Genomic DNA, 23,563 nt, shown 5'->3' on the forward strand with positions numbered 1-23,563 from the left:
ATGACTTTTTTTGACCAATGTAGCTCAAAACACAACCTTCTTCACCACTGCATCGCACACATCCCCCCTCTCACAATACTTTCCTGCCAATAGACAACCTATAAACTCCTTATATAATTCCAAACAATACACTGCTATGAGGTAAATTATCATGACTATTATCAGTTGGATTTTTATAGGTATCCTTGTGGGTATCGTGATCGGCGCCATTATGGCGATATTTAAGAAAAACAAATAACGGCTTGATTCCCCACTTGAATGCTCTCTGATTGGTTAATCCAAAAAATGAAAAAACGGCTATATAAACTGTGTGCAATTTCTGCCCTGACATGGGCGATTTCGGCTTGTGCGGATTCTGATGTGAATTATCAGAGCAAATTTCAACATTCCAATGCACAACCTGCAAAGTGGGAAGTTCACGAGGGTAATGACAAGAGCAATAAAATGTCTACTGTGCTGGTTGATCAATATTCGCAATCCATCTTTGATAAAGTCAGTCCTTTGGGGATGGCAATCGTAGTCATCGACAATAACCATGTTGTGCATCGCAGTTTCGGGGAAACTTATCCAGGGAGCGGCGTTCAGCCACAGCAAAACTCTTTGATTCGTATTGCTTCTATTACCAAATTGATGACCAGCGAGATCATGATTAAATTGGCACAGAATAAACGCCTTAAGATTACTGATCCGTTACAGAAATACTCGAATTACGGTGTTCATGTGCCAGGCTATGGCTCAGGTCAGCCAATCCGGCTGTATCATCTGGCAAGCCATACCAGTGGATTACCACGGGAACAACCGGGTGGGAAATGGGGACGCCCTGTGTTCATTTGGCCGACTCAATCAAACCGCTGGGCTTGGTTGAAAACAGCAGGAATAGGTGCAGCTCCCGGCACAACGGCTTCCTATTCCAATCTGGCCTATGATTTTTTGGCAGATGCTCTTTCCAAAGCAACGGGAAAGCCATATACGCGTCTGTTGCAAGAAGAGATCACCCGTCCTTATCATATGAAAGATACAACGCTGACCCCCTCTCAATCCCAATGTGCCCGTTTGATGGCAGGGGTTAAACCCAGCCCTTGTGTAAATACTATTGCCGCAGCGGGTAGTGGTGGGATTTATTCCACCCCCGCAGATATGCAGCGCTGGATGCAGCAGTTTTTATCTTCCCATAATCAATTGCGAAAAAAGACTGCCAGCCGTGAACAAGGTATCTACTTTAAACGAACCGATCTGACGTCAATCAAAGGAATGGATGTAGCAGGTCTGGCGGATGGCATCGGGCTTGGATGGGTGTATATGGATGCCAAAGGCGATGTTCCCGGTATTTATCAAAAAACCGGCGGTGGCGGCGGGTTCAATACCTATATGGCGATGATCCCTGAACAAAATATTGGCGTGTTTGTGGTAATGACGCGCAAAGAACAAAGTAAATTTAGCAATGTGACTAGCGGGGTTAATGAATTAGTCGCGGCATTAGCACGTAATCATAATCAAATTTAATTTTGTTATTAATAAATTTTGTTATTAATAAAATAGTACCAGATACCAATCAGAGCATTACACAGTTAATACTCTGATTGGTTATGATAGAAAAATAAACGTAGTTAAATATCAGCCTGTTATGTTTTCCTATGCAAAAGTAAGTAAATACTCACAACAAAGAACAACAAACTTGGCAGCAACGCCCCTAGTATCGGTGGCATGCTATAAACCAGACTGAGCGGGCCGAATATCTCATTCAAGACATAGAAAACAAAGCCCATGCTAATACCTACAACTACCCTGAATCCCATTGGCACGCTGCGCAGTGGCCCGAAAATAAAAGAAAGTGCCATCAGCATCATCACCGCGACCGATAAAGGTGCAAAAAACTTCTTCCACATATTGAGCTGGTAACGTCCAGCATCTTGCTGCCCCTGCTTCAAATATGTGATGTATTGATGCAAATCACGAATAGAGAGAGCTTCAGGCTCAAGGGAAACCACTCCCAGTTTTTCAGGTGTCAACCGGCTTTCCCAAACCGCAGAAAGACGCTGTGATCCAGTGATTCGCCCATCCTGCATTAAATCAGACTCTTCAACCTGAGATAATTTCCATTGATGATTATCTTTGTCATACACCGCCGAAGCAGCATATCTGACGGATAACAATTTTTTATTTTCATTAACATGGTAAATATTGATGCCATTCAGAGAATTATCCTTGCCCACGCTCTTTATATAGACAAAGTCCTGCCCATCCTTCGCCCACAACCCTTTGGTCGTAGACATCAGTGAGCCTCCGAACATTTTTTGGGAGCGATAATTACGAGCAAGTTGCTCTCCTTGTGGGGCCACCCATTCACCGATGACCATCGTCAGCAAGACCAGCGGAATCGCCGTTTTCATGACAGAACCCGCCACTTGCAGGCGGGTAAAACCAGAAGCCTGCATCACCACCAGCTCACTGCGTGTTGCCAGTGCTCCCAATCCCAACAACGCTCCGAGCAAGGCGGCCATGGGAAAGAAAATCTGAATATCTTTGGGAATACTCAACAATGTGTAAATGCCGGCAGAAAATGCAGTATATTCTCCCTGCCCGACCTTACGCAGCTGATCGACAAATTTGATAATGCCGGAAAGGGATACCAGCATGAACAAAGTCATCAGGATGGTTTGCAGGATTGTCCGGCCGATATATCTATCCAATACCCCAAACATCATGACGCTCCTTGACTCTTAAAGCGTGAACGCAGTTTGCGCATGGGTACGGTATCCCACAGATTCAGCACGACAGCCAAGGCAAAATACACACCGTTGACCAGCCACATCCAAAACATAGGATCAATTTTGCCTTTCCCCCCATTGGAACGCAGGGAACTTTGCAGCAGGAAGAAGATCAGGTAGAGCAACATCGCTGGCAGCATACTGAGTATCCGTCCCTGACGCGGATTCACAACACTCAATGGCACGACCATCAGCGCCATGATCAGCACCGAGACAATCAACGTCAGACGCCAGTGGAATTCTGAGCGGGAATCATGGTCAGTGTCATGCCAAAGCTGCTCCATCGATTTTTGTTCAACTTTGTTGCCATCGATATCTACTCTTTGATGCCCAATCACTGCCTGATAATCCTTGAACTCAGTAATGCGGAAATCACGCAATTGCGCCGTACCTTCATAACGCGTCCCCTTGTGGAGTACCGCCACTTGGTTACCATTCAGGCGCTCTTCCATATGTCCACCATCCGCAAGCACAATGGAAGGACGCTGATCATTCGTCGGACGCAGCTGAGCCAGAAAAACATTTTCGAACGTATTGCCCTTCACATTGCCGATATAAAGCACCATGTTGCCATCGCGGGAAGGCCTGAACCGCCCTTCCATGATGGCTGCCAGGCTTGGATTGGCTTTTACATCCGCCACCACTTGCTCTTTATATTTGGAAGACCATGGAGTGAACCAGATAACATTGGCAGCCGCTAACGCTGATGTAAGCAAAGCCAGAATAAGGGCTGATTTCACCAATGCACTTTTGCCCAACCCACAGGCATGCATGACGGTGATTTCACTTTCGGTATAGAGTTTGCTGAACGTCATTAATACCCCGAGAAATAAACTCAGGGGCAGAATAAGCTGCGCCATATCTGGCACACCTAAACCTAACAACGATAGAACCAAATTTGCAGGAATATTTCCTTCTACTGCCGCACTCAATACATCAACTAATTTCTGACTGAAAAAGATCAGCAGCAAGATGAAAAGTATTGCGATTTGGCTTTTCAGGGTTTCCCGTACTAGATATCTAATGATGATCACGCTTATTACGCCTGTGAAAACTTGTCTTTTTGCAGGAAAGTCGCTAACTTCGTCGTATATCTACCATTTATATGAATCAGTTTGGCTTCCCCATTGCTGAAATGATACCAAAGCATTCCATATATTGGTTCCCAATTAGAGCACACTTATCGTTAGCTAAATACCAAAAAATAATGTGCTTAGCTTAACATAACAGTTACTTTTCTTTGGGATGCATTAATGCGTAACGTGATATTTTAGCGATTGTATCCGTCTTTGTCTTTAAGATTCAGGAGAACTCATGGAGTTTAGTGTAAAGAGCGGTAGCCCGGAAAAACAGCGTAGTGCCTGTATTATTGTCGGCGTGTTTGAACCCCGCCGTCTTTCCCCTATCGCAGAGCAACTTGACAAAATAAGTAACGGCTATATCAGTGCCTTATTGCGCCGTGGTGAACTTGAAGGCAAGGTAGGTCAAACCTTGTTGCTGCATCATGTTCCTAATGTATTGTCTGAACGTATTTTGCTGGTTGGTTGTGGAAAAGAACGTGAACTGGATGAACGCCAGTATAAGCAAATTATCCAGAAAACGATCAGTACCCTCAATGAAACCGGTTCAATGGAAACAGTTTGTTTCTTGACAGAACTGCATGTGAAGGGACGCAACAATTACTGGAAAGTACGTCAGGCAGTCGAAACAGCCCAAGAGTCACTATATGTTTTTGACCAGCTCAAGAGCAGCAAAAATGAACTGCGTCGCCCACTGCGCAAAATGGTGTTCAATGTACCAACCCGCCGCGAACTGACCAGCGGTGAGCGTGCCATTCAACACGGTCTTGCCATTGCATCAGGCATCAAGGCAACGAAAGATTTGGCCAATATGCCACCCAACATCTGTAATGCCGCGTATTTGGCATCACAGGCGCGCCAGCTTGCTGACAACGCAGCTAATCTGATAACCAAAGTCATTGGTGAAGAACAGATGAAAGAGCTGGGCATGAATTCTTATCTGGCGGTTGGTCAGGGTTCGCAGAATGAATCCTTGATGGCAGTCATGGAGTATAAAGGCAGCAAAGATGCCAATGCGAAGCCAATCGTACTGGTAGGAAAAGGGCTGACTTTTGATTCCGGCGGTATCTCCATCAAACCATCCGAAGGCATGGATGAGATGAAATATGATATGTGCGGTGCAGCTTCTGTTTATGGTGTCATGCGCGTTGTTGCTGAACTGAAACTGCCAATCAATGTCATCGGCGTTCTGGCAGGTTGCGAAAACATGCCCGGCGGACGAGCTTATCGTCCCGGAGATGTTTTGACCACCATGTCCGGTCAGACCGTTGAAGTAACAAACACCGATGCGGAAGGCCGTCTGGTACTGTGTGATGCGCTGACTTATGTTGAGCGTTTTGAACCGGAATTGGTCATTGATGTGGCAACCCTGACAGGCGCTTGTATCGTTGCACTCGGAAGCCACTACACGGGGCTTATGTCCAACCACAATCCACTGGCGCATGAGCTGCTGAACGCTTCAGAGCAGGCAGGAGATCGCGCATGGCGTCTGCCGTTGAGTGATGAATATACCGAACAGTTAGAATCCAATTTTGCGGATATGGTTAACTCATGCGGACGTTCCGGTGGCGCAATTACCGCTGGTGCTTTCCTGTCCCGCTTCGCAACGAAATACAACTGGGCACATCTGGATGTTGCCGGTACAGCATGGCGTTCAGGCAAAGCGAAAGGAGCGACAGGTCGTCCGGTTGCACTCCTGTCACAATTTCTGTTAAATCGTTCAGGTCTGAATTCTGATGATTAATGCCCCAGCTACTTATTTTTATAGATAAACTCGATAAAAATGTGGCACAAAGGTATTAAGGAAATAAATGGAATTAAGGGTATTGCAATCGCGATACCCTTTTTCGTCACTGTTTCCCATAATCTTGTAACCAAGAAACTATGAAAAACGCTATCTTCTATTTATTGGAAAACCAATTATTGGAAAACCAGTTATTGGAAAACCAGTTACTGGAAAACCAGTTACTGGAAAAACAGCTATTGGAAAAACAACCAGCGGAGCAATCATCGCCAGATGATCTACAACCACATGAATGGCTGGCGTGTCAGCTTGCTGCGGACCAATGGCGTGCAGGGAAGCGGGTTCTGATTGCTTGTGAAAGTCAGCAACAGGCAGAAAAATTGGACGAAGCATTATGGCAACGTGAGCCAAGTCAATTTGTACCGCACAATCTTGCTGGAGAAGGCCCCCGCTATGGCGCACCAGTAGAATTGTGCTGGCCACAAAAAAGAGGTAGTGCTCCCCGCGATGTGCTGGTGACACTACTTCCTCATTTTGCAGACTTTGCCACAGCTTTCCATGAAGTGATAGACTTCGTCCCTATTGATGAAAATCTGAAACAGTTAGCACGCGAGCGATATAAATCTTATCGTGGCGTCGGCTTTAATTTGACCATGGCAACCCCGCCAACCTATTAAATATCAAGACACAATGGAAAAGACACCCGATAATCAAACGCAATCTGAGCCATCTCTCGATAAAACGTACAACCCGACAGAGATAGAGCAACCTCTTTATAAACACTGGGAACAGAGTGGTTACTTCAAGCCGAATGGTGATACCAGCCGTGAAAGCTTCTGCATCGTCATTCCGCCACCAAATGTCACCGGCAGCCTGCACATGGGGCACGCGTTCCAGCAGACAATTATGGATACCATGGTGCGTTACCAACGCATGCAGGGAAAAAATACCCTGTGGCAAGCGGGAACTGACCACGCAGGCATCGCAACCCAAATGGTTGTTGAGCGTAAGATCGCGGCAGAAGAAGGCAAAACCCGCCACGATTATGGCCGTGAAGCCTTTATCGACAAAATTTGGCAATGGAAAGCGGAATCGGGTGGCAATATCTCCAACCAGATGCGCCGTCTGGGTAACTCCGTGGATTGGGAACGCGAGCGCTTCACCATGGATGAAGGTCTGTCCAAAGCGGTTAAAGAAGCTTTCGTTCGCCTGTATCAAGAAGATCTGATTTACCGTGGCAAGCGTCTGGTTAACTGGGACCCGAAACTGCGCACAGCGATTTCTGATCTGGAAGTTGAAAACCGTGAAGTAAAAGGTTCCATGTGGTACCTGCGCTATCCGCTGGCTGACGATGCCAAAACCGCAGAAGGCAAAGAATATCTGATTGTTGCCACAACCCGCCCAGAAACCATGCTGGGGGATACCGGCATTGCCGTTAACCCGGAAGATCCACGTTATAAGGATCTGATTGGCAAAGAAATCCTTCTGCCGCTGATAAACCGCCGCATTCCTATCGTTGGCGATGAGCACGCAGATATGGAAAAAGGCACTGGCTGCGTGAAAATCACCCCAGCCCACGATTTCAATGACTATGAAGTCGGTAAGCGCCACAGCCTGCCAATGATCAACATCCTGACCTTTGACGGCGATATCCGCGAAGCTGCAGAAGTGTTCGATACCAATGGCGAAGCCTCTGATGTGTATTCGACTGATATCCCTGCTGAATATCGCGGTATGGAGCGCTTTGCCGCACGTAAAGCGATTGTGGCAGAGTTCGAAAACCAGGGCCTGCTGGTTGAAATCAAACCTCATGACCTGACTGTGCCTTACGGCGACCGTGGCGGTGTGGTTATCGAACCGATGCTGACTGACCAATGGTACGTCCGCACTGCACCACTTGCAAAAGTGGCGATTGAAGCGGTTGAGAACGGTGATATCCAGTTCGTACCAAAACAGTACGAAAACATGTACTACTCTTGGATGCGTGATATTCAGGATTGGTGTATCTCCCGTCAATTGTGGTGGGGCCATCGCATTCCGGCATGGTATGACGCACAAGGCAACGTCTATGTTGGTCGAGATGAAGAAGAAGTTCGCCGTGAAAACAATCTGGGCGCAGATATCACCCTGACCCAAGACGAAGACGTACTGGATACCTGGTTCTCCTCTGGCCTATGGACGTTCTCCACGCTAGGCTGGCCTGAGCAAACGGAGGCGCTGAAAACCTTCCATCCGACCAATGTGCTGGTTAGTGGCTTCGACATCATCTTCTTCTGGATTGCCCGCATGATCATGATGACCATGCACTTTATCAAAGATGAAAACGGCAAGCCGCAAGTGCCATTCAAGACCGTCTACATGACAGGCCTGATCCGTGATGATGAAGGTCAGAAGATGTCAAAATCCAAAGGGAACGTTATCGATCCACTGGATATGATCGACGGTATCTCACTGGAAACATTGCTGGAAAAACGCACCGGCAACATGATGCAGCCACAACTGGCTGAGAAAATCCGTAAGCGTACTGAAAAACAGTTCCCGGAAGGCATTGAAGCCCACGGTACTGATGCCCTGCGTTTCACACTGGCAGCTCTGGCTTCCACTGGCCGTGATATCAACTGGGACATGAAGCGTCTGCAAGGTTATCGCAACTTCTGTAACAAGTTGTGGAACGCCAGTCGTTTCGTGCTGATGAACACTGAAGGACAGGATTGCGGCCAGAACGGTGGTGAAATGTCGCTATCACTGGCAGATCGCTGGATTCTGGCAGAATTCAACCAGACAGTTAAAGCCTACCGCGAAGCGCTGGATACCTACCGTTTCGATATCGCTGCGAACATTCTTTACGAATTCACGTGGAACCAATTCTGTGACTGGTATCTGGAACTGTCAAAACCAGCTATTAACAAAGGATCAGAAGCGGAAGTCCGCGCGGCTCGCCATACGCTGATTGAAGTGTTGGAAGGTTTGCTACGTCTGGCGCATCCAATAATTCCATTCATTACAGAAACCATCTGGCAACGGGTGAAAGTGGTCAAAGGCATTGATGCCGATACCATCATGCTGCAATCTTTCCCTGAATTCGATCAGACGAAAGTTGATGAACTGGCACTGAACGATCTGGAGTGGATCAAGGAAGCGATCATTGCGATACGTAATATTCGTGCAGAAATGAATATTGCACCAAGCAAGCCACTGGAAGTTATGCTGCGTGATGCGAATGATGACGCACAACGCCGCGTTGCTGAAAACCTCAACTTCATTCAGGCGATGGGTCGTCTTGCTTCTGTTACTGTATTGGCAGCCGGAGAAGAAGCGCCTGTTTCTGTCACCAAACTGATCAACGGGGCAGAAGTATTGATCCCAATGGCAGGCTTGATCGATAAAGATGCAGAACTGGCACGTCTGGATAAAGAAATCGAGAAGCTGGATAAAGAGATCAACAGCATTGAAACCAAACTGGCTAACGAAGGCTTTGTCAGCCGTGCACCGGAAGCCGTTGTTGCCAAAGAGCGCGAACGTTTGGCGACTAACAATGCAGCGAAAGAAAAATTACGGGCGCAGAAAGAGGCTATCGCTGCTCTGTAATTTTTTTAGTTGAAATTTATTCATGTAAAGCCACTGCAAATAAAATTGCAGTGGCTTCTTTTCTAAAATTAATTGAAGGTTTTTCAACAAGCTGATTAATATAAATTATTAACAACTACATTATTATGTTTATAATTAAAAATACCTAGCTATTTGGATAGAATACATCAACATGAATATAATCTTCATGTAGTTGATAATCATTTTTTAATAGCTCAGACATATCATTAATCATATTAGGGGATCCACACATATAAACTTCAATGTCATCATTCAAGTCAATTTCTTTTCTGAAAACATCTTGTACATACCCACAATGGCTTTCTAAATGTTCTTCTTCATTCTGGCGGGACAAAGCCATATGAAAATTAAAATTGTGCAGTGTGTTCTTCCAGTTATCTATGATTTCAGAGAAATAGTGTTCTACTCTTCTTCTTCCTCCCCAAAGAAGATAAATTTTTCGTTCATTAAATAAGCCAGATTCTATTATGGATTTTATAGGAGCAAATCCTGTTCCTGTCGCAACAAAAACAATGTCCCTAACCTCATCATGATACCCGGAAATGAAGTCGCCATAAGGCCCGTATATCCACAATACATCATTGACCTCAAGTTTCTCACAAATTAAATCTGAAAAAACACCATTTTTATTCTTAGCTACATGAATTTCAACATATCCATCATTTTTAGGAATGTTTGCAATAGAATAATATCTGTATTCTCTATTAGGCACTTCTATTCCGATATACTGGCCTGGAATAAAATTCATCTTAGATCTTTTCGATAACTTGAATTTTAAGATAGTAACTCCAGGTATTCTTTTTATATCACATATAACAGCGCCTTCTTTGGTCTCAGATAGAGTTTTATTATCACCATCCAATTCACAAGCAATGTTACTTTTAGCAACAGCACAGCATGGTAAAAAATAATTCTCATCTAATTCTTTCTTTGTTAACCCAATTTTATTACCAACAATATATTCTATATCACCGGATAGTAATTTTAACTTACAAACCCGGCAGGCTCCCAACCGACAACCATTTTTTAAAGAATGTCCATTAAGCTCGGCTTGTTCCAATATAGTGAAATTTTCATCAGAAAAAAATTCAATTTCCGTTTTATTGATACTAACAAAATGTTTCATATTTCAGCTAAAATCATTCCATACCATTTAAATATTCAATATATCTCTTCCCAGATGCAATAAACTCTTCTGGTGAAAAACCACCGCCAGATTCTTCAACAATAAAATTACCCTGATAACCCTCACTCGCCATGAAAGATAATACTCTGTGATAATCGAAGTTCCCTTCACCTAATGGCAAATGAACATGTTCACCATTTAGGACATCATTGAAATGTGCATTTTTAATATATGGGATAACTCTTTTTAATGCTTCATTGTATTCTCTAGTACTTTTTTTATGCATAAATGATTCAAAGTGCACAATGTCCAGTGTTAAGAATACACCATATTGATTACATAAGATCTCATGCTGCTCATCACTTAACACGATATACTTTTCTCTGTCACTTCCTGTATTTTCTAATAAAATGGTCATGCCATTTTCTTTGGCTATCTCTGATAATTTCTTGATAGATTTAGATAACTGTTTGAAATCAAAATCAAATATCCCATTATCATCAAATTCAAGATAACCAGGATGAATCGTGATGTATTCAGCACCAATCTTCTTAGCTTCATAGATGAATGATGAGAGATAATCAACAGCAATAATTCTGTCTAGCTCTTCACTGTTAGCTATATCTGTTTTTATTCCAATATATGGCGCATGAACAGAATAATAAAGATTATTCTCTTTTTTTAATTTATTCAATACAGAAATTTTATCATTCCATTTTTCAGGGTAATAATCAATTAAATCCCTTAACTCTTTTTCAAATTCAATTTCAATATTCTTAAAATTCTTACTTAATTTATCAACCAGAACTTCTATTTCTGCCGGATTTTCAAAAATGTTTGTTGAGAAGCCAATTTTTTGAGAAATATTCATAATCTTTCCTATTACAACTCTTGCTGAGAAATTTTATTGCTAGACAGTCTATTAAAATAGAACCTTCTTTCTAAACCTAAGTGTTCTGGATTAATAAATTCATAAGTTTCAGGGAATTTTTTGATTCCACTTTGGTGAATACCGGCACATGTTGAAAATGCATGTTTTCCTAATAATGGTTTATTTGGATAAGGTAGTTTATTTATCACTTCATAATAAAAATTACACAGTTCAATCAAATCTTTCATAACGATATCGGTTTTAAATCTATTACTATATTCATTTCTATAAAAAAGGATTGCCATAACCTCTTCAAATGAAGCATTTCCGCAACGCTCTCCGACACCTCCCAATGTGACCTGTACTTCATCAGCTCCGGCATCAATTGCACTGATTGAATTAGCTACCGCCAAACCCAGATCATTATGACAGTGAACAGAAAACCTTACATCAGGGAACTTATTTTTAAAAAAGCTAATAAGTTTATTAACGTATAACGGCGTAGCACAACCTGTTGTATCTGCAAAACAGATATCATTGACATGATAAGATGTCAGTAAATTAATTTTCTCTTCTAAAAGTTCAAAACTTCCTCTTGATGAATCTTCCAGGATTGCTGATACCTTACCTGTATAATCACTATTAATTATATATTCTAAAGAATCCTTTAACATTAGCAGTATATTATTTTTAGTTGAATTAAATTTCTTTTTGATATGTATTTCCGAACCAACACATAATAAATTTAGTTTAGGTTTTTTAAATCTATTTAAAGCCAAGATTGTTTTTTCAATATCAACTTGTTTCAATCGGCATAATGAAGCAATATATGTATCTTTGAAATCTATATTAGATGATGCTGCTTCATAAAAAAAACTTTCACTGCATTCATCGGTTACCATACCAATTTCAATAGAATCAACACCTAGATCAATTAAACGTGGTAATAATTTCAATTTTTTTTCATTTGAGAGCAAATATCCAATACCCTGCTCACCATCTCTTAATGTTGTATCAAAAAAACATATTTTTTTCATTCAGCCACCATGATATTAAGATAAATAAAACAGATGATATAATCAAACTCTTTAATATAGAACCAGTGCGTTTACTAATAAAATAAGCGGTTATAACAGTAATTATGGCAAGAGCATATTTAATTTCAAAACCAAAAATTAAATTACTAATCTTTATATTATCAAGAGATATATTCACGATAATACTGCCAAGAATGAAACATACAGAATAATCTAATGAAGCAATGAGAAAACCATCTTTTTTAATTTTTTTATTACTTATTAAAAATGGTATTATCCTGAAAAAGAAACTAATAGCTCCCATCAATAATATTAGCATCATAATCAGACTCCCTCTTTAATTCTTAACTCATAAAACGCAATACACATTCCGATAATAATCGGTATCAAGACATCCATAAGTTGAACATTTATTTCATTTATGAATGGAGCACATATCCCTCCTATTAGCGTAGCAAAAACAGAAAAATCTTTTCCTGCCCGCTTAGCCGCAAGGGATGAAAAATGTATTGGAATTAACATCACTAAAAAAAGAGAGATGGAATCATAATTTAAATAATTTGAAGATACATACCCTAGCAATGTTGCCAAAACGGCAATAAAAAAACTTGGTATAGATACACCTAGATAATAATCAAATTGAGATTTTCCATCAGGAATTTTCTCTGAAACCAGATGAGTGTGAGTCACGGTGTATGTACTGGCGCTAAATGCTAACATTGACAATAATATTTGTCCCTTAGGTATACCATGAAAATACTGTGACATAACCATAGACATCAGAAAGAAACGAAAGTTTATGATTAGAGTCAGTATTATCACTGATAAGAAAACTCCATCAGCAAAATGATTAACGACAGCGACCTGCAAAGGTGCAGCAAAAGTGAATACAGACCCAGCCATCGTCTCTATTAATGAAATTCCTTTATTTTGATATAGAGCACCAACAGAAGCAAAAATAAGGAAAAAAGAAATACAGACGGGTAAAGAATCTATCATTCCTTTTTTGAATAATGAGTTTTGCATTGAGCACCAACTTTTAATATTAATAAATTCACACTAATAATCACGACATAAAAAACATTACATTAAAAAATATGATAATTCAATGTTTTCAATACCATCTTAATGAGATCGATTATTATTTACATTTAATATATGTTTAACTAGTCATATTTTATGTCTTCATATTTTGTGTGCGCTATATTAAAAATACCTTAAAATCAAAAAGATATAAAAAAATAATAAAATAGAGGAGCCTTTTCAATAATTATAAATACCTTATTAAAAATTGTATTAATCAACATCATTTACAAAACCAACTATCAATTATCATTTTTATCATGATATTTTTATATTGAAATTAAATTACATCATATAATTTCATATTATATATAAATCTTCTTGGTATAAAGGCCAGAACGGTGGTGAAATGTCGCTATCACTGGCAGATCGCTGGATTCTGGCAGAATTCAACCAGACCGTTAAAGCCTACCGCGAAGCGCTGGATACCTACCGTTTCGATATCGCTGCGAACATTCTTTACGAATTCACGTGGAACCAATTCTGTGACTGGTATCTGGAACTGTCAAAACCAGCTATTAACAAAGGATCAGAAGCGGAAGTCCGCGCGGCTCGCCATACGCTGATTGAAGTGTTGGAAGGTTTGCTGCGTCTGGCGCATCCAATAATTCCATTCATTACAGAAACCATCTGGCAACGGGTGAAAGTGGTCAAAGGCATTGATGCCGATACCATCATGCTACAATCTTTCCCTGAATTCGATCAGACGAAAGTTGATGAACTGGCACGTCTGGATAAAGAAATCGAGAAGCTGGATAAAGAGATCAACAGCATTGAAACCAAACTGGCTAACGAAGGCTTTGTCAGCCGTGCACCGGAATCCGTTGTTGCCAAAGAGCGCGAACGTTTGGCGACTAACAATGCAGCGAAAGAAAAATTACTGGCGCAGAAAGGGGCTATCGCTGCTCTGTAATTTTTTTAGTTGAAATTTATTCATATAAAGCCACTGCAAATAAAATTGCAGTGGCTTTTTAATTTTACAACCACACCAATCCAACAGCTATTATCAAACGTAAATTACATCAACAAAAATTGTATCAACATAAAAAACGCCAACGACAGAACCAAACTTTTCAATATCGAATGAGTATATTTGCTAATAAAATAAGCCAAAACAACCGTCAATAATGCAAGCACATATTTAATATTAAACTGTTCGATTAATTCACTAATTGATAAATTATTTAATGATATATTGACAATAATAGTACCCAGAATAAAACAGATGGCATAATCCAGTGAAGTAATCAGCAAGCTCTTTCCTTTGAACAAGCTGTTGTTATTCATCAAGAAAGGTGCTGTTCTTAATATAAAACTTATCACTCCCATTAATACTATCAGCAGCATCATGATGTTTTATCCTGTTTAATTTTCCACTCCCATAACGCGATTACTATTCCACATAAAATAGGGATGACCAGATCCATGACTTTCATATCCACTTCATTCAATAACGGTGCGCACAACCCGCCCATGACCGTCGCCAATACGGACATATCTTTACCGGAACGCTTGGCTGTCAGAGACGCGAAATGAATAGGAACCAACATCACTAAAAACAGTGAAACGGATTCATAATTCAAGTGTTCTGCCGAAACATATCCCAACAAAGTGGCACAAAATGTAATCACAAAGCAGGGGATGGCAACCCCTAGATAAAAATGAAACTGGGATTTTCCATTCGTAATATTTTCTGCAGAGAGATGTGAATGCGTCACCGTATAAGTACTGGCACTGAACCCTAACATCGACAGCAGGATCTTTCGTTTTGGGATACCATGAAAATACTGTGACATTACCATTGCCATCAGGAAAAAGCGGAAATTAATCAACAATGCCAAGATGATAACAGAGAATGCCGCCCCATCCGCCAGATAACCTACCGCAGCCACCTGCAAAGGTGCGGCATATATCAACAATGATCCGACCAATGTTTCCATTAATGGAACACCATGGCTTTGATAAAGAGCACCAATCGAAGCAAAAATAAGAAAAAATGAGACACAGACAGGCAATGAATCAACCATGCCCTTTCTAAAGAACGGATTCAACACTTAGCACCTATATTTAAAATTGTAGAGTAATCGACTAGCATCATAATAATGATATATCCAATAAGCTATTTCGTTGAAAAATAAGGCATAATATACCTAATGATATTATAATTTGTTTATCAATATCTGTGACGCTCTTCAATATAAGAAAAATTTCTCAACAATTTATGAACAGGAATCAGTCTAACAGTTGTAAATATTTAAATAAATAGTCTAATAAAAATTGCAACCACATCACCATCAGCAATAGAATCATATAAAAACACACTGATATTAATCATAAAAAATAACAAAATAAGAGCAAAACAGAGAATTAAAACCAATCATTAATATGATAGTAAAAATACAAAGAAACTCCTAATCACTGAAAAAAACAACCATTAAAATTAGCATTTTTTAATAAAATCCATTTAATTAAATCACCGTGTAAATTTATAGTGGAATATCTATAAAAAGCATGATAGAAACTTAACTACACCTTACACAACAAAAAACATAAAGATTCAGAAACATTTATTATTTCATCTCAGCATAGGTCATCTCAACAAATAATAGGTCACCTCAATAAATATTTAATTTAAATAAATTTAATATTTATTTTTTATCATCAGGAAGAAATAACATATGAAAAAGCATAAAATTGTCATGTGCATCATCCCGTTAACTTTAGCATATGCCACAACTTCAACTGCCGCATCTCTGAACTACAACCCGGATAGTGTATCAGTCACCACTTCATTAGGAAGGCTTTGGGGCCAAGCAGACGAATACCTCTATAATTCCCAGACTGGACATAAAAATAGCGAGCTAAACTGGAAAATTAACAATGCCCCAATTATCAAAGGTGATATTTCGTGGAATATCTTATCAAATTTAACACTGAACGCGCGTGGCTGGATAACATTGGAATCAAGCCATAGCAGTATGGATGATTATGATTGGGAGCGTCCTGAAAAAGCAATGTGGACTAACTGGAGCCATTCCAACACAAACCTAAATTATGCCAATGAATTTGATATTCATTTAAAAGGCTGGTTACTAAAACAACCTAATTACAGTTTCGGGGGCGTATTAGGTTACCAGCAAACCCGATTCAGTTGGACTGCTATTGGAGGTCATCAGATATGGTATGACAAACACGACAAAAGAAGTGACCATGATTTTTCAAATACTTCTGTGATTGGTTATAAACAAAAATTCAGTGCTCCCTATATAGGATTAATCGGACAATACCGTTACCACGATTTTGAATTTAATGGATTGCTAAAATTCAGCCCGTGGGTTCAAGCAAAAGATAATGATGAACACTATCTGCGTAGAGATCCTGGCCCTCTTAGTTACCGTGAAAAAACCAATAAATCACTCTACTATTCTGCCACTCTTAATGCAGGATATTATATTAATCCGAACACTAAATTATTCACAGAATTAAGCTGGAATAAATTTACACAAGGTAAAGGAGATACGGAAATTTTTGATCGAAAAACAGGGGAATATATTTACTTTGGTGGAAATTCGGCAGGCATTGCAAATACTAACTATAATATTACAGCGGGTATTCAATATCGCTTTTAATTTAATAAAACAGGTGCCTTTGGCACCTGTTAAATATTGCCCCCTATTAATATAAGTAAACAAATGAATAGAATATAACTTTATTTTATATACGAAGGCTTTGTAATCACCGTTATGATAGCAAACATAATTTTTAATTTTAGCCTTCGGAGATATAATGAAAACCATCATAAGTATACTACTGGTAAGCATCTTCCAACTAAATATCTCTCATCTTGCTTATGCACAATCCACCCTTGATAACATTCAATCTACAGGAATATTCAGAATTGGGACGGAAGGTGCTTATGCACCATTCAGTTACCATGATGCATCTGGAAAGCTGACCGGATTTGATGTAGAAATCGGTCGTGAAATTGCTTTGCGTATGAAAGTTAAACCTGAATTTGTTGAAGGCAAATGGGATGGTTTGATTGGTGGCCTTGATGCCGGACGTTCCGATGCAGTAATGAACCAAATCGCCATTACACCTGAGCGCGAGAAAAAATACAGCTTCTCCCTGCCTTATGTGGTTTCAGAAGCGGTATTGATTACCCGAAAAGACAACAATGACATTAAGACGTTTAGCAACTTAAAAGGAAAAAAATCAGCACATACCCTGACCAATAACTTTGCCCAGATTGCTCGCAACTATGGTGCAATAATCATAGGTACTAATGGTTTCAGTCAGGAAATAGAACTGGTAAGTACAGGCCGGGCAGACGCAACAATCAACGATAAACTTTCTTATCTCGATTACAAAAAACATCGCCCTTATGCGCCGGTAAAAATTGTTGCTGCGGATACTCAGGCTGCAAAAACTGCCGTACTGCTGCGTAAAAGTGATAAAGAATTAAAAGCCGCAGTAGATAGAGCCATTACTGAGATAAAAGCGGATGGTACTTATCAACGCATTTGGGATAAATATTTTTCTGAGGGAACTGTTGAACAATAAAAATAAAAAAATAAATAAGATCAGTATCTATTGAATTTAGAAAAAGCAGGCGTCATTGATGCCTGCATTATTATTACTACTGAATATCAGTAAAAAGAAATCGGATATTACCAACCTATTGCAAAACCAGCCCCGAATACCGCACCATCCGAGTTATTCCAGCTTGTAGAAGCCTTAATATTTATGTTTTCAGTCAATTTTGTCTGGGCACCAACCGCAATAGCACTGCCATCATGATATTGCCCCAAGCCAACACCAACACTAAAACGATTCGCATTACTGAAAGGAATATTGGTCATTGCTGCAACACTGGCAATACCTGCGTTAGCACGTTTTTCTACACGGTTAATTTTGTTATCTAATTGACGAACATTCTGACGCATTTCAGATTTTAAGGCGTTAAAACGTTTTTCAGAGTAAACATGGTACTCACCCATTTTTGTATTAACACCCTGAGCATATTCATAAATATCATCTGCTTTTGCGTCAAGCTTATTAGCCCTTTCTTCAGAAGCCTTCTTAACAGTTATGATTTTCTCATTTAACTCTTTTGTTTCTTTAACTGATTTTTTACTTTCTTGCTGAGTTGCCAAATTGATTCTTTTATTTACCTCAGTTTCTGTAGCGTTTTTTTCAGCTCTATCTGCTGCATTTTTAGCTGTATTCACATGATTTTCTATCTCTTTTACCGAACCAATTACTACTGTTTCAGATACCACGGCCGCTTGTTGCGCCGTATCCGCTTTTGTTGCCGAATCCGTTGCCGCTTGCGCTGACTGCACTGCCGCCTGTTGCGCTGTGTTCGCCTGTGTTGCCGAATCCGTTGCCGCTTGCGCTGACCGCACTGCCGCCTGTTGTGCTGTGTTTGCCTGTGCTGCCGAATCCGCAGCCGCTTGTGCTGACTGCACCGCCGCCTGTTGTGCCGTGTTCGCCTGTGTTGCCGAATCCTCGGTCGCCTGTTTCGCCGTGTCCGCCTGCTTCGCCGAACCTGCTGCCGCTTGTTCTGATTTCGTGACAACCTGTTGGATTGTAGAAAGCTTCACAAGAGCATCATCTATTTCTTTTACAGCCCCTCTCGCTTTATCTCCAATATCTTTTTGTAATTCATTAATAACACTACTTTTAACAGCATCAAGCTGCTTTTTATTAACCGCGTCGTTCGGGTTCTGAGCGTCGGCAATATTAACTAATCGTAATTGAGTTTGGTTATCACCAAAGGACACTACATTACTCTCATCTACTTCAGAATTAGGGCTTCCCACAAAATATGAGGTTGTATATGTGGGGTTGGAAAAGAAACCACGGCGGTTCAATTGAGCTAAAGTCACTGCATCTTGATCTTTAATGCCATCAGCAATGTTTGTTAACTGTTTATTTTTAGTGATATCAGTGCTATTTCCAAACGAAACCGAATTATCTCTGTCTGTTTCGGCCTCTACCCCGATTGCAACTGCATTAGTATGGGAAGAAATAGCTGATTGCCCCAAAGCAATACCATAAATTTTATGAGCAATAGCTTTCCGCCCTATTGCAATACCTTGCTTTGCCTTAACGTTTGATTTATGGCCTATAGCTACCGAATCGCCACTCTTATCATCAATTTTTCCTATAAAAGCGAAAGAGTTAGAACTGGAATTGCCAATTATTCCATCGCTCAAGGCAACAGAATTAGGGTTATTATCACCAATACGCCCGTCGCTCAACGCAACAGAATCCCAGCTATTATCGCCAATATACCCTTGGCTCAAAGCGACAGAGTGATGTCCACGTTTTCCAATTGAACTCTCAAGTATTGCAATGGAATTTACAATGCCGGAATAATTATTTCCTATATCTAGGCTACTATTATCTATACTACTATCATCTGATACAATATATTTAAATCCATGCTCTTTAATATCAGACTGATACACTCTCAAATATTCTAGCAAATTCAAAAAAGGATATTCTGACACTGATTCTGAATCAGTATTATTGCTGGCATATGATACTGATACCATACTAGCTAACATCAACAAAGCCATTGATTTAAACAAAACATTTCTCATTATTTATTTCACCGTGATAAAAATAGATAAATTCACTTATTAAAGCAAAAAATTAATCCAATGAAACACCAAGAATAAACTCAATCTGTCTTTATTAATTCCTTATAAGAAATCACATATTTATATAAAATCAAAATAAACACAGTTCTTATCTTGCGAATTAACAATAGAATATGTTGCATAAGTTGTAACTTAATAAATAAAATTAAGATAATTAAACTTGTGTGCTTATTGAGATGAGTCTATCAGTAGATATTAAAACCAAATAAAAGACAAGTTTTTTCATTCATGAGCCTTACATTACAATGCGTATATCAGAATAATTCGATCTTTTACATCTTATCTGTTATCGCTAATTTTATGATTTTATTGATATTAAATAAACCATTTAAGACTTATCCTATAATACACATTAAGTTAACAATTAGACGCACTATTATAATTTACATCAATTCACCATTTAATTCTGAAAACAATTTTCATTAATAAAACACTTTAAAAACAAATTAATGAAATTATTTATTTTAAATATGAATCTAAAAACACAATAACATCATTGCTTATGATAACTCTACTCCTTGCCACATTTATCAATATCACTGGCTCATAATAAAGTTCTAAGCTATAACTTTATTGTATATAGCGTTCACCTTTTCTTGCCATATCATCATTAAAACAAGCCTATAAAAAATAAACATATTTTTAATATTTATCGATTAGGAAGAATCTATGACCCCAGATTGGCTCAGTTTAGCGCTGGATTCCCTTTGGCCGATGCTTTATGCAGGTCTCACATTTACTATTCCCCTCACGCTGATTACTTTCGTACTTGGGATTTCGTTGGGATTCGTTGTTGCTTTAATCAGGCTGTATGGGCCTAAACCACTGGTTGCGGTGGTTCGGTTTTATGTTTGGTTAATTCGCGGTACACCGCTGTTGGTGCAACTTTTTCTGATCTTCTACGCCCTGCCCAGCGCAGGTATTACATTGGAAGCCTTCACTGCTGCCATTATCGGCTTTACCCTGAATGTTGGTGCCTATACCTCAGAAGTCATCCGCGCAGCACTGACTTCGGTTCCCAAAGGGCAATGGGAAGCTTCTCACTCTATCGGCATGAGTTGGTGGCAATCAATGCGCCGGATCGTTCTGCCGCAGGCGACAAGAGTTTCAATTCCACCCCTGTCCAATACCTTTATTTCGCTGGTAAAAGATACTTCTCTGGCTTCCGTGATTACCGTACCGGAAATGTTTCTGGCGGCACAGCGTGTCGCCGCCGTTACCTATCAACCACTCATCTTATATACCGAAGTCGCTATTCTCTACCTCCTCTTGAGTTCGGTGTTGTCAGCACTGCAAACCCGCTTAGAAAAGAAATTCTCCCAGCAGAACGGCGGTAACCAACAAAACAGCAATAAGGAAGGCAAAGATGATTCAGCTCACCAACATTGAAAAAAGTTTCGACGGACAAAAGGTGCTGAAAAATATTAGCCTGACCATTAAGGAAGGCAGCTTGACGGCACTTATCGGCCCTTCCGGTAGTGGGAAAAGTACTTTACTGCGTTGTATTAATCTGTTGGAGATCCCACAAGCCGGCAAGCTGAAAATTGGCACGGAGCAAATTACATTTAACGGTAAAGAACGGCTATCGCATCGGGAAATTCAGCGCTTTAGCCTACAAACCGGTATGGTATTCCAGAACTTCCAGCTTTTCCCGCATTTAACGGTAATTGAAAACATTATGGAAGGGCTGATTTGGGTACAGAAATGGTCACGCGAACGAGCCAGAAAGCGAGCATTTGAGTTGCTGGAAAAAGTCGGCCTGTCACACAAGGCGGATGTTTGGCCAAGCACTTTGTCGGGCGGTCAGCAACAGCGTGTGGCAATCGCCAGAGCAATGGCACCTTCACCCAAGGTACTGCTGTGTGATGAGCCAACGTCAGCACTCGATCCTGAATTATCTAAAGAAGTTGTTTCCGTTTTGAAACAACTGGCAGGAGAAGGCACCACCATGTTAATGGCAACGCACGATTTACGTTTGGCAGCCAATCTTGCCCATGATGTCGTATTTCTGGAATCCGGCGATATTATTGAAACCGGCCCGGCAAAAACCATCTTCACCCGCCCCAGTAAAGTACGTACTGTCGAGTTTATCTCAACCCTGACAGAAACCTTACCGGATTGGGAAATCTAGCAAGCAGTCACGTTTAATATCAGCAACATCATTTGTTCGGAGAAACGCAATGAAAAAAATTTTGAGTTTGTTACTGGCAGGCGCGACTGCCCTTGCTATTGCTTCCCCCAGCTATGCTGGTAAAGATTTCGATGCCATAAAAGCCTCTGGCGTCTTTAAGGTTGGTACAGAAGGCACTTATCCCCCTTTTACCTACCACGATGCCAGCAATAAATTAACCGGTTTTGACGTAGATATCGCACGGGAAATAGCCCGTCGCCTGAACGTCAAACCTGAGTTCTTGGAAGTCAAATGGGATGGTTTAATTGCAGGGCTGGATGCCAAGCGTTTTGATGCTGTTATCAATCAAGTAGGCGTCACTCCGGAACGAGAAGCAAAATTCAGTTTCTCCATTCCTTATACAACCTCTCAAGTCGTGTTAATCACCCGCAACAATAACAGTGATATTAAGACATTCACTGATATTAAAGGGAAACGTTCCGCCCAATCACTAACCAGTAATTACGGCCAACTGGCGACATCTTATGGTGCGAATTTGGTCAGTACGGATGGTTTTAGCCAAGCCATTGATCTGGTTGCTACCGGGCGCGCTGATGCCACACTGAATGATCGTTTGTCATTCCTCGATTTCAAAAAACAGCGTCCTAATGCTCCAGTGAAAGTTGTCGCCCAGAAATCCGATGCAAGTAAATCAGCCGTTTTACTACGCAAAGGCGATCCGGAACTGATAGAAGCAATTAATAAAGCACTGCAAGAGATGAAAGATGACGGCACTTATGCCCGTATTTCCGAGAAATATTTTGGCGTGGATATTTCTAAGTAAATCTGGAAAATCTTAAGAGATTGCATGACCACTTTAAAAGTGGTCACAAAACATGAATTATTTCATTTAATTATTTTATGCAAAGTATATGGGGCTACAGCCCCGTATTTATTTGGTTATTTTTTCAGGTCACGCAATATCAGGTACTCCTGAGCGATTTAAATACGGGGTTCAAAAGCATAAATCATCAGTTTGTTATTTTTGTCAAATCCATAAACTCTTAAATACAGAACATCATAGAGATTAACAACATCGACTTGTGAGTAACGCGCAACATACATTCTTCCCCTATGCCATGTATAAAACAGTTGCTTTCCCCGATCAATAACAAGAGGGAATATTTTACGAATTAAAGACAATACCCATAAATGAATTAAAATCATTGTAATAGAAAATAGAAAGAAACCACCATCTAGTAATAAGTTTTTTCGTACTCTATATTTTTCATAAAAACCATTGTCCATATAACTAATATGAAAATATTGAGGTCACGATATACTCTTTTCATCAGCAATATACTCATATAGCAGAATCAACATAACCTGACATATTCAATATGCTCCGTAAACAACTCATCAACTGAACATCTTTTTTGCCTCCTTATCGCTTTTGCTCCGCCCC

The 23,563-nt window shown here is 40.2% G+C and carries 19 protein-coding genes and 1 pseudogene; 10 read left to right on the forward strand and 10 right to left on the reverse strand.

Going from position 1 to position 23,563, the window contains the following annotated elements; all coding sequences use genetic code 11:
- The first annotated feature begins 285 nt into the window (after window positions 1–285).
- On the forward strand, window positions 286–1,503 hold the full coding sequence (ampH, locus tag Xvie_RS07985) for a D-alanyl-D-alanine-carboxypeptidase/endopeptidase AmpH (RefSeq protein ID WP_086108826.1): 1,218 nt from the start codon (window positions 286–288) through the stop codon (window positions 1,501–1,503).
- Between the two features lie 119 nt (window positions 1,504–1,622).
- Here ampH and lptG read toward each other — a convergent pair whose 3' ends face one another.
- Together lptG and lptF are read right to left on the reverse strand one after the other, a co-directional pair.
- Window positions 1,623–2,702 (reverse strand): LPS export ABC transporter permease LptG, encoded by a 1,080-nt coding sequence (gene lptG, locus Xvie_RS07990; RefSeq protein WP_086108795.1) that lies wholly within the window; start codon window positions 2,700–2,702, stop codon window positions 1,623–1,625.
- Window positions 2,702–3,802 (reverse strand): LPS export ABC transporter permease LptF, encoded by a 1,101-nt coding sequence (lptF, locus tag Xvie_RS07995; protein ID WP_086108796.1) that lies wholly within the window; start codon window positions 3,800–3,802, stop codon window positions 2,702–2,704. Before lptF ends, lptG begins: the two co-directional genes overlap by 1 nt.
- A 280-nt stretch (window positions 3,803–4,082) precedes the next feature.
- Here lptF and pepA point away from each other — a divergent pair, with 280 nt between their 5' ends.
- The 3 genes from pepA to Xvie_RS08010 all read left to right on the forward strand — a co-directional run bounded on the left by pepA (window position 4,083) and on the right by Xvie_RS08010 (window position 9,179).
- Window positions 4,083–5,591 (forward strand): leucyl aminopeptidase, encoded by a 1,509-nt coding sequence (pepA, locus tag Xvie_RS08000; RefSeq protein ID WP_086108797.1) that lies wholly within the window; start codon window positions 4,083–4,085, stop codon window positions 5,589–5,591.
- Between the two features lie 140 nt (window positions 5,592–5,731).
- Complete coding sequence (locus Xvie_RS08005; RefSeq protein ID WP_086108798.1) at window positions 5,732–6,268, forward strand: DNA polymerase III subunit chi; 537 nt, start codon at window positions 5,732–5,734, stop codon at window positions 6,266–6,268.
- A 13-nt stretch (window positions 6,269–6,281) separates the two neighbouring features.
- Entirely contained in the window at window positions 6,282–9,179 is a 2,898-nt protein-coding gene (locus Xvie_RS08010) for a valine--tRNA ligase (protein ID WP_086108799.1), read from the forward strand.
- 145 nt (window positions 9,180–9,324) lie between these two features.
- Here the strand turns inward: Xvie_RS08010 and Xvie_RS08015 are convergent, their stop codons facing one another.
- Genes Xvie_RS08015 through Xvie_RS08035 form a run of 5 tightly spaced genes read right to left on the reverse strand, consistent with a single transcriptional unit; the run spans window position 9,325 to window position 13,260 of the window.
- Window positions 9,325–10,326, reverse strand: coding sequence for an FAD-binding oxidoreductase (locus Xvie_RS08015; RefSeq protein WP_086108800.1), 1,002 nt, complete (start codon window positions 10,324–10,326; stop codon window positions 9,325–9,327).
- Between the two features lie 13 nt (window positions 10,327–10,339).
- Window positions 10,340–11,197: a sugar phosphate isomerase/epimerase family protein gene (locus tag Xvie_RS08020; RefSeq protein WP_086108801.1), complete on the reverse strand. Its 858-nt coding sequence runs from the start codon at window positions 11,195–11,197 to the stop codon at window positions 10,340–10,342.
- An 11-nt stretch (window positions 11,198–11,208) separates the two neighbouring features.
- Window positions 11,209–12,234, reverse strand: a complete 1,026-nt coding sequence (locus tag Xvie_RS08025; RefSeq protein WP_086108802.1) for a LeuA family protein — start codon at window positions 12,232–12,234, stop codon at window positions 11,209–11,211.
- Window positions 12,212–12,556, reverse strand: a complete 345-nt coding sequence (locus Xvie_RS08030) for an AzlD domain-containing protein (RefSeq protein WP_086108803.1) — start codon at window positions 12,554–12,556, stop codon at window positions 12,212–12,214. Before Xvie_RS08030 ends, Xvie_RS08025 begins: the two co-directional genes overlap by 23 nt.
- Before the next feature lie 2 nt (window positions 12,557–12,558).
- On the reverse strand, window positions 12,559–13,260 hold the full coding sequence (locus Xvie_RS08035) for an AzlC family ABC transporter permease (RefSeq protein WP_086108804.1): 702 nt from the start codon (window positions 13,258–13,260) through the stop codon (window positions 12,559–12,561).
- Between the two features lie 388 nt (window positions 13,261–13,648).
- Between Xvie_RS08035 and Xvie_RS08040 the strand changes: the two are divergent.
- Window positions 13,649–14,230 (forward strand): annotated as a pseudogene (locus Xvie_RS08040) (class I tRNA ligase family protein); the annotation flags it as partial.
- Window positions 14,231–14,334: 104 nt separating this feature from the next.
- Here Xvie_RS08040 and Xvie_RS08045 read toward each other — a convergent pair.
- Window positions 14,335–14,667, reverse strand: a complete 333-nt coding sequence (locus tag Xvie_RS08045; RefSeq protein ID WP_086108806.1) for an AzlD domain-containing protein — start codon at window positions 14,665–14,667, stop codon at window positions 14,335–14,337.
- On the reverse strand, window positions 14,664–15,368 hold the full coding sequence (locus tag Xvie_RS08050; RefSeq protein ID WP_139838830.1) for an AzlC family ABC transporter permease: 705 nt from the start codon (window positions 15,366–15,368) through the stop codon (window positions 14,664–14,666). The genes Xvie_RS08045 and Xvie_RS08050 overlap by 4 nt, the downstream gene beginning before the upstream one ends.
- A gap of 627 nt (window positions 15,369–15,995) precedes the next feature.
- On the opposite strand from Xvie_RS08050, the gene Xvie_RS08055 reads away from it, so the two are divergent.
- On the forward strand, window positions 15,996–16,946 hold the full coding sequence (locus Xvie_RS08055; RefSeq protein WP_086108808.1) for an omptin family outer membrane protease: 951 nt from the start codon (window positions 15,996–15,998) through the stop codon (window positions 16,944–16,946).
- Between the two features lie 157 nt (window positions 16,947–17,103).
- Window positions 17,104–17,880 carry an amino acid ABC transporter substrate-binding protein gene (locus Xvie_RS08060; RefSeq protein WP_086108809.1) on the forward strand — a complete coding sequence of 259 codons (777 nt, stop codon included), beginning with the start codon at window positions 17,104–17,106 and terminating at the stop codon, window positions 17,878–17,880.
- Between the two features lie 107 nt (window positions 17,881–17,987).
- On the opposite strand, the gene Xvie_RS08065 is transcribed toward Xvie_RS08060, so the two are convergent.
- On the reverse strand, window positions 17,988–19,928 hold the full coding sequence (locus Xvie_RS08065; protein WP_086108810.1) for a YadA-like family protein: 1,941 nt from the start codon (window positions 19,926–19,928) through the stop codon (window positions 17,988–17,990).
- A 729-nt stretch (window positions 19,929–20,657) separates the two neighbouring features.
- Here Xvie_RS08065 and Xvie_RS08070 point away from each other — a divergent pair.
- Genes Xvie_RS08070 through Xvie_RS08080 form a run of 3 tightly spaced genes read left to right on the forward strand, consistent with a single transcriptional unit; the run spans window position 20,658 to window position 22,942 of the window.
- Complete coding sequence (locus Xvie_RS08070) at window positions 20,658–21,377, forward strand: amino acid ABC transporter permease (protein ID WP_086108811.1); 720 nt, start codon at window positions 20,658–20,660, stop codon at window positions 21,375–21,377.
- Complete coding sequence (locus Xvie_RS08075; protein WP_086108812.1) at window positions 21,355–22,119, forward strand: amino acid ABC transporter ATP-binding protein; 765 nt, start codon at window positions 21,355–21,357, stop codon at window positions 22,117–22,119. The genes Xvie_RS08070 and Xvie_RS08075 overlap by 23 nt, the downstream gene beginning before the upstream one ends.
- A 49-nt stretch (window positions 22,120–22,168) precedes the next feature.
- A complete protein-coding gene (locus Xvie_RS08080; RefSeq protein ID WP_086108813.1) occupies window positions 22,169–22,942 on the forward strand; it encodes an amino acid ABC transporter substrate-binding protein in 774 nt (257 codons plus the stop codon).
- The last annotated feature ends 621 nt before the right edge of the window (window positions 22,943–23,563 follow it).

The organism is Xenorhabdus vietnamensis, from assembly GCF_002127535.1.
In the GTDB taxonomy this organism is placed as follows: domain Bacteria; phylum Pseudomonadota; class Gammaproteobacteria; order Enterobacterales; family Enterobacteriaceae; genus Xenorhabdus; species Xenorhabdus vietnamensis.

Coding starts and splice junctions, on each gene's coding strand:
- Xvie_RS08020 (WP_086108801.1), bottom strand. CDS start 11,197: ATGAATATTTCTCAAAAAATTGGCTTCTCAACAAACATTTTTGAAAAT.
- lptG (WP_086108795.1), bottom strand. CDS start 2,702: ATGTTTGGGGTATTGGATAGATATATCGGCCGGACAATCCTGCAAACC.
- Xvie_RS08055 (WP_086108808.1), top strand. CDS start 15,996: ATGAAAAAGCATAAAATTGTCATGTGCATCATCCCGTTAACTTTAGCA.
- Xvie_RS08035 (WP_086108804.1), bottom strand. CDS start 13,260: ATGCAAAACTCATTATTCAAAAAAGGAATGATAGATTCTTTACCCGTC.
- Xvie_RS08045 (WP_086108806.1), bottom strand. CDS start 14,667: ATGATGCTGCTGATAGTATTAATGGGAGTGATAAGTTTTATATTAAGA.
- Xvie_RS08060 (WP_086108809.1), top strand. CDS start 17,104: ATGAAAACCATCATAAGTATACTACTGGTAAGCATCTTCCAACTAAAT.
- Xvie_RS08030 (WP_086108803.1), bottom strand. CDS start 12,556: ATGATGCTAATATTATTGATGGGAGCTATTAGTTTCTTTTTCAGGATA.
- Xvie_RS08005 (WP_086108798.1), top strand. CDS start 5,732: ATGAAAAACGCTATCTTCTATTTATTGGAAAACCAATTATTGGAAAAC.
- Xvie_RS08075 (WP_086108812.1), top strand. CDS start 21,355: ATGATTCAGCTCACCAACATTGAAAAAAGTTTCGACGGACAAAAGGTG.
- Xvie_RS08015 (WP_086108800.1), bottom strand. CDS start 10,326: ATGAAACATTTTGTTAGTATCAATAAAACGGAAATTGAATTTTTTTCT.
- pepA (WP_086108797.1), top strand. CDS start 4,083: ATGGAGTTTAGTGTAAAGAGCGGTAGCCCGGAAAAACAGCGTAGTGCC.
- ampH (WP_086108826.1), top strand. CDS start 286: ATGAAAAAACGGCTATATAAACTGTGTGCAATTTCTGCCCTGACATGG.
- Xvie_RS08065 (WP_086108810.1), bottom strand. CDS start 19,928: ATGAGAAATGTTTTGTTTAAATCAATGGCTTTGTTGATGTTAGCTAGT.
- Xvie_RS08070 (WP_086108811.1), top strand. CDS start 20,658: ATGACCCCAGATTGGCTCAGTTTAGCGCTGGATTCCCTTTGGCCGATG.
- Xvie_RS08010 (WP_086108799.1), top strand. CDS start 6,282: ATGGAAAAGACACCCGATAATCAAACGCAATCTGAGCCATCTCTCGAT.
- Xvie_RS08025 (WP_086108802.1), bottom strand. CDS start 12,234: ATGAAAAAAATATGTTTTTTTGATACAACATTAAGAGATGGTGAGCAG.
- Xvie_RS08080 (WP_086108813.1), top strand. CDS start 22,169: ATGAAAAAAATTTTGAGTTTGTTACTGGCAGGCGCGACTGCCCTTGCT.